Below are 11,963 nucleotides of genomic sequence, written 5' to 3'. Positions count from 1 at the left end.
AAGGAAGATGTTATTTCAGATTTATGGAGATAATGCTGGCTGGCAGCTTTTAGGATGGCTCTTGGTATTCGCAGGGCTGATTTTGGCAAATGAAATTGCAAGGCGTACAAAGGCGGGAGGAATCTTTTGTTTTCTGATTCTTCCGGCTGCGCTGACCGTATATTTTATCGCTATATATGTAGGAGCAGCAAGCGGGGCCGAATGGGCTCTTAATAATCCTACTTATACGCATATGAACAGTTGGTTTCATTATGCAAAGCTCTATGCCGCGACGGCGGGATGTATTGGTTTTATGATGCTGAAATATAAATGGAGCATTGGAAAAAAAGAGTGGTTTAAAATCTTTCCATTTCTGATTGTGGCGATCAACATCTTGATTGCAGTGGTAAGTGACTTTGAGTCTGGTATCCGAGGCGCAATGGCGCTTGCAGAACATGGAGACCGCTGGTGGCTTTCTTCGGAGAATGTATGGCTGTACGGCGGATGGTGGAACTGGGTCAATGGAATCGCCGGAATTCTGAATATTTTATGTATGACAGGCTGGTGGGGAATCTATTCTTCCAGGGACAAAAAGGATATGCTTTGGCCAGATATGACATTTTGCTTTATCATTGCGTATGATTTGTGGAATTTCGAATATACCTATAATAATCTGCCGACACATGCGTGGTACTGCGGTCTGGCTCTTTTGCTTGCTCCTACGTTTGCCAATGCGTTATGGAACAAAGGCGGGTGGATACAAAACCGCGCCAATACACTGGCACTTTGGTGTATGTTTGCACAGGTATTTCCACTATTTCAGGATGAAAGCCGTTTTACTACGATTTCTTCGGTATACACAGATGGTGTGATGGACGCAGCGACGCGGCCGACATCTGCTGACCCGACGATGCAGGGAATTATCGCGATTCTGGCATTGGCAGCGAATGTGATTGTTCTGGCCGTGATTATCAAACGAGCAAAAGAACAAAAGAAAAATCCATACAAAAATGAAATCTTTACAGACCAGAGAGACTTTAAGCTGGCGATAGCAAGGGCACAAGAGCAGAAATAAATGTTCCGGCATTTTTGTATCATCATAGAGGAGAACCTGTTTCAGAATGAACGGACGTTTTGTAAGTAAGCGGACGCGGTTCTGAAAGGTTCTCCTTTTAATCGTAATAGATCTTCCATTCCCCATCAATACATTGTTCCATAGAATGTTCAATCCAGCCGACAGCGCCTTCGGTGTCGCGGTCGCGGATATATGTCCACATTTTATAATTGCTCTCGTAGAGTGTCTGGATGCCGTATAAGTCACAGAAACGTTCCCACATGGTAAAGACAGGAGCACGAAAGGACTGAAATATCAAAGGCAGGAGCGTATTTTTGGAGAGCAGAGCAAATTCGTGCTGAAACTCAAAGGCGTATTGGATAGCCTCAGATATGGTTTGTGCATAGTGAATATGCTCTACAATTTCAAAAAGAAGTTGGATTTCTTCATCTGTAATGCGGTCGATGCACAGTCTTGCAGCCAACGTATCCAATGCAATGCGGACTTCAAAAATGGAACGGATCTCTTCATTGCGGATGCGTCCGCCGTTGTACTTCATAATCGACATCAGTGTATCAAGCGTTCCTTTTCTCCGGTAGTCTGCCACATATGTTCCACTTCGAGGCTTCACGATCAGAAATCCCTTTTTTTCAAGCTCAGAGATTCCACTGTTTACAACGGCACGACTGACCTGCATCATTTCAGAAAGCTGGCGTTCAGGCGGTAACTTTTCTCCAATTTTTAATTTGCCGGAGAGTATCATATGTTCTAATTGTTCTATAAAGAGCTCCTTGAGAGAAGGAGAGCTGATTTTTTGAAATTCCATAAAAAATCCTCCTGCTGATTTTTTGTAAATATACGTTTAAATTATAGCATATTTGAAAAGACAGGTCACAAAGAATAGAAAAAATATTTGTATTGATAGAATTTATAATAAATGTTATAGTATGAATAATATAAATAACATATTTAAAAAAATATAAACAAGGCAGGGGGAGGGCAGACAATGAGCCAAAACGTTGCGAATGAATTTGTCAATATGAATATATGGGAATTATTTTGCCTGCATTTTAAAAGCGAAACAACGTCGCTTTCGTATTGGTCTGATATACAGGAATTTTGCCGGTTTACTGAAAAACCATTTGTAAAGACGGAGGAAGAAGATGTCAGGGCTTATTTTGAATTTTCAAAGGAACGTGTAAAAAGAGGAAAAATCAGCGCACTTACTGCCACAAAAAAATTTCGGGAATTACATTCTTTTGCAGTATTTACAGCGGAAAAGGATGAAACTGCCGGAAGTACATTTCAGGATTATTTTTATCCATACTTGAAGGGAATGGCAAAGGATGAAAAGTTTGCACGTTATATTCCAATTGAGGATATGGATGCTCTTCTTGAAGCAGCTAAAAAGGACAGAATGGCCTATACGATTTTGACATTAATGTATCGGGCTGGACTATCCTCTAGTGAAATTGTTTCCTTAAATTCAGAAGAAAATTTCGCTTTATATGAGGAGGGTACCTATGCGATTGTACAGGGAAGAAAGGAACCTTGTTATATTCCAGAGGATGCCTGGAACATATTAGAAAAATATATGAAGGGACGACAAAGATTTCAGAGCTTGTTTTATAACCGCAGCGGACGCAGGCTGAACAGTATGTATCTAAGCCGTATGATGCGAAAGTATACGAAGAAGGCAGGAATTCCTCCATACAGTGCACAGGCCGTAAGAAATACATGTGCATATAATTTTTTTGCGTATGGAGCAACGAAAGAACAGACAGCGGAGCAGATGGGACGCACTACATTACAGATCCAGCGCTACCGAGGAATAGGATACCGAGACAATTTAAAGAAGAAAGCAAACAGTCTTGTAAAGCTAAAAGTAGAAGAACCATAAGAAACCAGAGAGTCGGATTATAGTATAGATTCTCTGGACAGAGTATGCAAAAAAGTGCTAAAATTAAGAAAGTTATAAAATTATAAGAAAAGAGGGAGCATCTATGAAAATAGAAAGAGTAGAAAACATGTGCGGCGGGGAAGGACATGTAATTATCAAACGTCTTTTAGGAGAGAAAGAATTAAACGGAAAATGTAAAATGTATGCGGAAGTGACTTTGGAGCATGGGTGCAGTCTGGGCTACCATGAACACCATCAGAATAGTGAAACGTATTATATTCTGTCAGGAGAAGGAGAGTACAATGATAATGGGAATATCCGTCCTGTAAAACCAGGAGATGTAACCTATACCCCAGATGGAAAAGGACATGCACTCAAAAATACAGGGATAGAACCATTGGTGTTTATGGCACTTATAATCTATGATTAGAATATACAACTAAGTGACAAAAATGATCCGCGCAAGAGGGAGTGTATTGCAACGTTCGTCAGGGCTTCGCCGAAATTCCTCACTTTTGCAACACACCCCCTCTTGTGCTTACACTTTCGCCAGCTTAAGTTATAATTTCAGACAGAATAAGAATCGGCTTCCCGTTGTTACAGACTTCCGATTAGAAGTATCTATACTACTTCCGATTGGAAATGCATAGCAGTGTGAAGTCGATTTTTTCCGCCTGGAACTATAAACTTAAGCTGGCGAAAGTGAGAGTGTGAAAGAGATGCTTTGCGTGAGTGAGGAATTTCGGCGAAGCCCTGACGAACGATGCAAAGCATCTCTTTCACACGTCCTTTTTGTCGCTTAAATTTTATATGTTCTATTTTCTATTGGGATTTTACTTCTCTCCATAGTTGATTATAGAGTGTATCGTTTTCATCTCCGAGGAACTGGAAGGTTTCACAGTTTGTAAGCTGTGAAGGGTCTGGAAAAGCGATAGTGCTGTTTCGAACAGATTCGTCCTCTATGAGTTCGCGTCCGGCAGTATTGGGGATGGAATAAGTAATATAGTCAAAATTCATTTTGGCAATGTCTGGACGGCAGAGAAAATTGATGAATTTTTCAGCATTTTCTTTGTGCTTGGCATTCTTAGGAATTACCCAGGAATCTATCCAGAGATTGGAACCTTCTTTGGGAATTACATATTCCAAATCGGGATTTTCCATTTGGCAGTAAAGAGCTTCCCCAGAATAGATGACTCCGAGTGCTGCTTCATTCCCAATCATCTTGTCACGTACCTGATCTATGACATATGCCTGAACAAGAGGTTTCTGGGCGATTAATAATTTTTTGGCCGCCTCTAGTTCATCCAGATCCGTAGAATTCAGCGAATAACCTAAGTATTTCAAAGCAACGCCAAAAGCATCTCGGACACTATCCTGCATGAGTATATTATCTTTATATTTTTCATCCCAAAGGATTCCCCAGCTGTTGACTGGTTCATCTACCATAGATTTGTTATAGAGGATTCCAACAGTTCCCCACAGATAGGGAACAGAATATTTGTTCTCAGGATCGAATTGTTTAGACTGTTCCATATAAATATCCCCAATGTATTCCAGGTTGGGAATGTTGTTATAATTTATCTCTGAAAGCAGATCGTTTTCAATCATACGTTGTACCATATAGTCAGAAGGACAGACCACATCATAGGCAATCGCGCCGGACTGGACTTTAGGATACATGATTTCGTTTGTTTCATATTCTTCGTATACTACATCAATACCGGTCTCTTTCTCAAACATAGAGATAGCGTCCGGATCTAAATATTCTCCCCAGTTGTAGACAATCACTTGATTCTGCGTGGACGTCTGATTCTGGGAATGATAGAATATTCCGCCGGCTGTAATGACGATTACCATAAGAACCGGTACTGCCTTTTTGAATATAAGGCTGGAGATTTTGTGTATATGTGTAATTTTCCTACTTTTTTTCTTGTCTTTTTTCTGTGTATCCGGTGTAAAGTTTACAAGAATCAGAAGAAGCAGTACGGTCAGAAACAGAAGCGTGGACAGTGCATACATTTCTGGCTTAATTCCTTTCCGGACCTCGCTGTATATTTTCGTAGAAAGTGTATCAATCCCAGGCCCCTTGGTAAAATGGGTAATGACAAAATCATCTAAGGACATAGTAAAAGCCAGAAGAAATCCGGAAAAAACACCCGGAAGTATGTCAGGAAAGACCACCTTGTAAAACGCGTAAGCAGGAGAAGCCCCTAAGTCGAGCGCTGCTTCATATGTATTTTTATTTGTTTGTTTTAATTTTGGAAGTACACTTAATATGACATAAGGAATATTAAATGTAATATGAGCTAACAAAATGGTTGAAAACCCGAGTGTGAAGCGCAGAGCGATAAATAGAAGCATCAGGGAAATTCCAGTCACAATATCTGCATTGAGCATGGGAATATTTGTAACTCCCAGAAAAAATGTCCGAATTTTTGATTTCATCGCCTGCATACCAATCGCAGCAGCAGTGCCTAATACAGTAGCGATAAGAGCAGATAAGAGGGCAATAATCAAGGTTGTATATAACGCGTTCATAATATCTTGATTATGGAATAAAGAAAGGTACCATTTGCCGGTGAAGCCGCCCCATTTTGAACGGGTTTTTGTATTGTTGAAGGAAAGCACGATCAAGGTGGCGATAGGGGAATACAGTAAAAGAAAGATAAGTGTCAGATAGATTTTTTTTGCTATATTTCTCATCAGAATGCATTTCCCTCCCCGTCTTTATCATACTTGGCGATCAGAGCCATACTTGCGATGATAAAAATCATCAGTACGAGAGAGAGTCCGGAACCGGTATTCCAGTTACTCCCTTGCTTGAATTCCTGCTCGATGACATTGCCGATAAGCAGAATTTTACTTCCTCCAAGTAAATCAGAGATAACAAAAGTGGTAAGAGAAGGAACAAATACCATTGTAATTCCGCTGATGATGCCAGGAAGACTCAAAGGAAATATGATTTTTGTAAATGTCTGTATTGTATTTGCACCCAGGTCTCTGGCAGCAAAGATAACATCTCGATCAATTTTAACGAGGACATTATAAATAGGAAGTACCATAAAAGGAAGAAAATTGTAAACCATACCTAATATAATTGCGTAGGGAGTATTGATGATCGTCAGGGACGGCAGATGAAAAAAATGCAGTATATTGTTGAGGACTCCGTTTTTTTCCAGAAGATTCTGCCATGCCAGCGTTCGCAGAAGAAAATTCATCCACATAGGCAAAATAAAGATCAATACAATAAAACTGGATTGCCGTACCTTCTTTTCCGCCAGTATCATGGCAAGAGGATAGGCCAGAAGCAGGCAGATAAGAGTACTGCCAAAAGAAAGCAACAGAGAAAGACCGAGCGCCTTTAAGTTCTCGGGTGTTGTCATACGTGCCAGGTTTAGCAGAGTAAACCCGCCTTCTTTATCGGTCAGTCCGTAATAGACAACCATGAAAAGCGGGATGATAATAAAAGATACAGACCAGAACAGGTACGGGCCTGCGAGTAATTTCCTACTCTTCAATTCCAACTGCCTCCTCATCTTCTGATTCTGGTTTTTTCATAATCTGTATATCGAAAGGATCGACCTTTATTCCTACTTCTGTTCCTACAGGAACCATGTCTGTACTATGTACGAGAAGCCCATAGTTATTAGCAAGAACCTCCATTTCGTAGTGTACTCCCTTAAAAATCAGATGGGTGACCACCCCTTCAATCGTGCCTTCTTCAGGCTTTACAAGGTCAATATCCTCTGGTCGGATCACCGCATCAACAGGAGTGCCGCGTCCAAAACCTACATCTACACACTTCCAGACGGAACCTAGCATTTTGACTACCTTATCTTGCACCATAGTTGCAGGAAGAATGTTGCTGTCACCGATAAAGTCAGCTACAAAGGCATTTTGAGGTTCATTGTAAATATCCTCTGGAGTGCCAATTTGTTGAATGTATCCCTGATTCATAACAACAATGGTATCAGACATGGTAAGCGCTTCTTCTTGATCATGTGTGACATAGATAAAAGTGATTCCCAGTTCATTTTTTAGACGTATCAGCTCGTACTGCATATCTTGACGTAGCTTTAAATCAAGCGCGCCAAGAGGTTCGTCTAAAAGAAGGACTTTTGGCTCGTTGACAATAGCGCGGGCAATTGCAATACGCTGCTGCTGGCCGCCGCTTAGAGAATCTGCAAAACGTTCTTCATAGCCTTCTAGGTTTACGAGCTTGAGGGCGTATCGAATTTTATCTTGAATATAAGCCTTGGATTTTTTCTTTATTTTTAGTCCGAAAGCAATATTTTCAGCTATAGACATATGGGAAAACAGTGCATATTTCTGAAAAACAGTGTTCAACTGCCTGCGGTTGGGAGGCAGTTGATTGATATTTTTACCGTCAAAAATAATATTACCGGAGTCAGGCGTCTCAAACCCTCCTAATATACGCAATAGGGTAGTTTTACCGCAACCGCTTGGTCCTAGTAAAGTCAGAAATTCATTTTCTCGAATATAAAGATTCAGCTTGTCCAGAACTATAGTGCCGTCATAGGATTTTGTAATGTCTTGAATGTCAATCAGCTTATTCGACATTTTTATCCTCCGTATAAACTTTTTTTAAGTGTTCCATTTTACTGGATAAATTCTGCAAAAGAAGATCTGTTAGGGTAATTGCTGTCATAGATTCAATGACAACTACGGCACGGGGCACGATAACAGGATCATGTCGTCCATGTATGGAAATCTCGGTGTCTTGGCCGTCTATGGTAACTGTGTGCTGTTTGCGGGCAATAGACGAGGTGGGCTTTATACTGGCGCGCAAAACCAGAGGAGAACCGTCGCTCATTCCTCCAAGGGTACCACCGGAATGATTGGTACGTTTCGAAACTTTCCCCTTATCCATGAAGAAGGGATCGTTGTTTTCACTGCCGACTGCGGCAGCTACGGAGATTCCGTCGCCAATTTCCACTGCTTTGACAGCACCTACGGACATGACTGCCTGCGCCAGAAGGGCGTCAAGCTTGTCAAAAACAGGTTCACCAATTCCAGCGGGAAGTCCTTTAGCGATACATTCGATAGTTCCACCGCTGGAATTTAGCTCTTTTATCAAAGTATCTAAGTAGGCCTGTGCTTGCTGCGCTACTTCGTTGTTAGGCATGAAGAGTGGATTCTCTTCAATTTCTGAAAAGTGATATGCATTTGCTTCAACTATGTAGGGGCCAATGGATTTGGTATAGGCTTTTACGGTAATGCCAAGCTCCCTTAATATGAGAGAAGCAACTGCACCTGCGGCGACTCTTCCGATGGTCTCTCTTCCGGAAGAACGTCCGCCGCCTCTGTAGTCACGAAAACCGTATTTTTCTTGAAACGGATAATCTGCATGTCCCGGACGGTACGTGGTAGCAATGTTTCCATAGTCGCGGGAACGCTGATCTTTATTGCGCACGACCATGGAAATCGGGGTGCCTGTGGTATATCCTTCAAATACACCGGAAAGAATTTCTACAGTATCCGCCTCACTTCTTCTCGTTGTATATTTATTCTGACCGGGTTTACGTCTGTCTAAAAATGTCTGTATATCTGCTTCCGAAAGAGAAAGGCCGGCAGGACATCCGTCTACGATTACCCCGACGGCAGCACCGTGGGATTCCCCCCAGGTTGTAACGCGAAATATTTTGCCAAATGTAGAACCACTCATAGAAAACTCCTTTCTGACTGTAAGACATGTTGAATAAAGACATATAACAGTTCAGCCCGCGCCATTCGTAAAATCGCACTTCGTGCTTATTGTGGCTGCCGCCACTGTTTTACTCATTGACAGGCGCTTCGCTCATACAGATGTACGCTCGCAAAAACATGCAAGCATGTTTTATGCTTCCCGCACACTGTATGGCTGAACTGATACAAACACATTATAAAGAAACTATCCTATGTTGACAAGAGTGGAATTATAAGAGCGAAAAATCACAGGTGCAACGAGTTTTGTATGGATATTATGTATATTTATTGAAAAAAATGTAAAATTGTTTTAAGAAAGTTTTAAGAAAGCAGATAATACTGTACTTTTTTGCAGTTTCGTACTATAATGGTGTCCAGATATTGAGTAAAAGAGAAGGAGCCCTACTATATGAGCGATAAGGACATAAAAAGGAAACATGTACCTACTTCTGAAGATGAAAATAAAACAAAGTCAAAAAGTAAAGAAATGCAGGAAGAAGCGTATTATCTAGATGATGACTTTGATGATGTAGACGGCGCAGAAGAAGACGAAGTGTATGATGCGCACGAAGAGGATGGATACGAAGATATAGAAATTTTAGGAGAAGACGATTTAGAGGATGACTTTTCTGAATCAGAAGAAAAGGAGAAAAAAGGGAAAAGACGCGGAGGAACAGGACGGAAAAAAGGCAAAAAGAAACCGTTGATTATCGGTGGGAGTATTCTTGGCGCACTGGCAGTTGTTTATATTGGAATTTCCATATTTTTTATGAGTCATTTCTTTGTAAATACAGAGATTAACGGACATGATTTCTCTGGAAAGTCAGCGGCGGATGTAGAAGCATATATGAAAGAACAGGTGAAGGATTATCAACTGGAGATTCTGGAAAAGGACAACCAGTCCGATATAATCGACGGAGATGATATTTCGCTGAAATATGAAGAAAACTCCGATATTCAGGATGCATTGAAAAAACAGAATGGTTTTTTGTGGCCTAAAGCATTTTTTGGAAAAAATACCCAAAAGGTGACTGTTGATGTATCTTATGATGAAGATGCGCTGAATACATTGATACAAAATTTAAAACCAGTAACGGTGGAGCAGACGCAGCCTGTATCTGCTACTCCAAAGTTTGACGGCGAGAAGTTTGTCGTAGAACCGGAAACTTATGGAACAGCTGTAAATATGGAGGTTTTGTCAGAAAAGATACACACGTATATCTCAGAATTTAAATCAAAGCTGGATATGAAAGAAGAAGGCTGCTATGCGGAACCAAAGTTTACATCAGAATCAAAGGAAGTACAGGCGGCATGTGATACGATGAATAATTACTGCAAGGCGAGCATCACATATACGATGGGAGAAGATGTCGTTGTAGATAAGGCTTTGATATCTGGATGGCTTACCGTGGACGGTGATATGAATGTAACCTTTAATACAGACGCGGTGAGGGCATGGCTGACGGAATTTGGAGATACCTATGATACGCAGGGAACTACGCGCACAATTACAACTCCGACGGGAAAGACTGCAGAAGTTTCTGGCGGAGACTATGGGTGGTCAATTGATGAAGATACGGAATTTGAGGCTTTGACAAACAGTATCAAAAACGGGGAAACTGTGACAAAGGAGCCCGCTTACTACCAGACAGCGGCAGCACATGGAGCACAGGACTGGGGTACAACCTATTTGGAGGTAGATCTGTCTGCACAGCATATGTGGTATATTGTAGACGGAAATATAGCACTTGAGACGGACGTGGTAACAGGGGTTCCGATACCAGAAAAAATTACCCCCACAGGTGTATACTCTATTTTAGAAATAAGCCCAAATGAAACCCTGGTGGGAGAGATCGATCCTGCAACAGGAAAACCAGAGTACGAAACGCCGGTTGCATACTGGATGAGAGTGACATGGAGTGGCATCGGATTCCATGATGCTACCTGGCAGCCTGCGTTCGGCGGCACTTTGTATCAAGATGGGTTGGGATCCCACGGCTGTATTAATATGCCTCTGGATCAGGCAGGAGCTCTATTCAATATGTTGTCTTTAGGAACACCGGTTATCATCCACAACTAAGACAGCAACAAATAAGGATAGTTTTGGATGTGCCAGAAAAAACAGGAGAATAAGACAGATGTATGAAATAATAAAAACAGATGGAATGGCAAAACGAGGAAGACTTACAACTGTGCATGGCACGATAGAAACGCCGGTATTTATGAATGTAGGAACTGCTGCGGCTATTAAAGGAGCAGTATCCACAGAGGATCTGAGGACGATAGGGACACAGGTAGAGCTTTCTAATACGTATCACCTGCATGTAAGGCCGGGAGATGAAATCGTCAGGAAATTAGGCGGGCTCCATAAATTTATGAACTGGGACAGACCGATTCTGACGGACTCTGGAGGATTCCAGGTATTTTCTCTTGCAGGTTTAAGAAAAATCAAAGAGGAAGGCGTGCACTTTCATTCTCACATAGACGGGAAAAAGATTTTCATGGGGCCAGAGGAGAGTATGCAGATTCAGTCGAATCTGGCGTCTACCATTGCAATGGCGTTTGACGAATGCCCTTCCAGCGTTGCAGATAAAACATATATGGAAAATTCTGTAGCGCGGACGACAAGATGGCTGAAACGCTGCCAAACAGAAATGAAGCGGCTGAATTCTCTGTCGCACACACTGAATCCTGAGCAGTTATTATTCGGAATCAACCAGGGCGGCATCTATGAAGACATTCGAATCGCACATGCACAGCAGATAGCAGAGCTTAATCTGGACGGTTATGCGGTAGGCGGTCTTGCCGTAGGGGAAAGCCATGAGGAGATGTACAGAATTCTAGATGCAGTCGTCCCGTATCTTCCAAAGGATAAGCCTACTTATCTGATGGGCGTAGGCACGCCGGCCAATATCCTGGAGGCAGTGGACAGGGGAGTAGATTTCTTTGACTGTGTGTATCCGACCAGAAATGGGCGGCATGGACATGTCTATACAAACAGAGGAAAGCTAAACCTGTTTAATGCAAAGTATGAACTGGACAGCAGACCTATCGAAGAAAACTGTCAGTGTCCTGCCTGCCAAAGCTACAGCAGAGCCTATATCCGGCATTTATTAAAGGCAAAGGAGATGCTGGGAATGAGACTTTGTGTACTGCACAATCTGTATTTCTACAATCATATGATGGAAGAAATTCGCGGGGCGATAGAGACAGGAAATTATAAAGAATACAAGAAAGAAAAGCTTGCCGGAATGATGAGGCAAAATGAAAAACAACCGTAGAATATAAAAATTGTCTTAAAAAAGCGATAAAATAAAAAACGGT

Annotated in this window: 10 protein-coding genes; 5 read left to right on the top strand and 5 right to left on the bottom strand. The window is 41.7% G+C overall.

Annotation, left to right across the window (positions count from 1 at the left end; all coding sequences use genetic code 11):
• The first annotated feature begins 7 nt into the window (after window positions 1-7).
• Window positions 8-1,054 carry a DUF5692 family protein gene (locus ACZ5C4_RS10030; protein WP_464520866.1) on the top strand — a complete coding sequence of 349 codons (1,047 nt, stop codon included), beginning with the start codon at window positions 8-10 and terminating at the stop codon, window positions 1,052-1,054.
• A 97-nt stretch (window positions 1,055-1,151) separates the two neighbouring features.
• On the opposite strand, the gene ACZ5C4_RS10025 is transcribed toward ACZ5C4_RS10030, so the two are convergent.
• Window positions 1,152-1,859, bottom strand: coding sequence for a FadR/GntR family transcriptional regulator (locus ACZ5C4_RS10025; protein WP_464520865.1), 708 nt, complete (start codon window positions 1,857-1,859; stop codon window positions 1,152-1,154).
• A gap of 180 nt (window positions 1,860-2,039) precedes the next feature.
• Here ACZ5C4_RS10025 and ACZ5C4_RS10020 point away from each other — a divergent pair, with 180 nt between their 5' ends.
• Both ACZ5C4_RS10020 and ACZ5C4_RS10015 read left to right on the top strand, forming a co-directional pair.
• The gene (locus tag ACZ5C4_RS10020) at window positions 2,040-2,933 is read left to right on the top strand and encodes a tyrosine-type recombinase/integrase (protein ID WP_464520864.1); all 894 of its coding nucleotides are present in this window, start codon (window positions 2,040-2,042) and stop codon (window positions 2,931-2,933) included.
• A gap of 103 nt (window positions 2,934-3,036) precedes the next feature.
• A complete protein-coding gene (locus tag ACZ5C4_RS10015; RefSeq protein ID WP_186874384.1) occupies window positions 3,037-3,363 on the top strand; it encodes a cupin domain-containing protein in 327 nt (108 codons plus the stop codon).
• A gap of 392 nt (window positions 3,364-3,755) precedes the next feature.
• On the opposite strand, the gene ACZ5C4_RS10010 is transcribed toward ACZ5C4_RS10015, so the two are convergent.
• Genes ACZ5C4_RS10010 through aroC form a run of 4 tightly spaced genes read right to left on the bottom strand, consistent with a single transcriptional unit; the run spans window position 3,756 to window position 8,619 of the window.
• Window positions 3,756-5,636: an extracellular solute-binding protein gene (locus ACZ5C4_RS10010; RefSeq protein WP_464520863.1), complete on the bottom strand. Its 1,881-nt coding sequence runs from the start codon at window positions 5,634-5,636 to the stop codon at window positions 3,756-3,758.
• Entirely contained in the window at window positions 5,636-6,451 is an 816-nt protein-coding gene (locus ACZ5C4_RS10005; RefSeq protein WP_464520862.1) for an ABC transporter permease, read from the bottom strand. Before ACZ5C4_RS10005 ends, ACZ5C4_RS10010 begins: the two co-directional genes overlap by 1 nt.
• Window positions 6,441-7,514: an ABC transporter ATP-binding protein gene (locus ACZ5C4_RS10000; protein ID WP_464520861.1), complete on the bottom strand. Its 1,074-nt coding sequence runs from the start codon at window positions 7,512-7,514 to the stop codon at window positions 6,441-6,443. Before ACZ5C4_RS10000 ends, ACZ5C4_RS10005 begins: the two co-directional genes overlap by 11 nt.
• A complete protein-coding gene (gene aroC, locus ACZ5C4_RS09995) occupies window positions 7,504-8,619 on the bottom strand; it encodes a chorismate synthase (protein ID WP_464520860.1) in 1,116 nt (371 codons plus the stop codon). Before aroC ends, ACZ5C4_RS10000 begins: the two co-directional genes overlap by 11 nt.
• A gap of 429 nt (window positions 8,620-9,048) precedes the next feature.
• Here aroC and ACZ5C4_RS09990 point away from each other — a divergent pair, with 429 nt between their 5' ends.
• Together ACZ5C4_RS09990 and tgt are read left to right on the top strand one after the other, a co-directional pair.
• Window positions 9,049-10,719 (top strand): L,D-transpeptidase family protein, encoded by a 1,671-nt coding sequence (locus ACZ5C4_RS09990; RefSeq protein WP_464520859.1) that lies wholly within the window; start codon window positions 9,049-9,051, stop codon window positions 10,717-10,719.
• Window positions 10,720-10,777: 58 nt separating this feature from the next.
• Window positions 10,778-11,920 carry a tRNA guanosine(34) transglycosylase Tgt gene (tgt, locus tag ACZ5C4_RS09985; protein WP_464520858.1) on the top strand — a complete coding sequence of 381 codons (1,143 nt, stop codon included), beginning with the start codon at window positions 10,778-10,780 and terminating at the stop codon, window positions 11,918-11,920.
• The last annotated feature ends 43 nt before the right edge of the window (window positions 11,921-11,963 follow it).

Source organism: Mediterraneibacter flintii (assembly GCF_055387595.1).
This window is presented reverse-complemented; position numbering and strand designations above follow the sequence as displayed.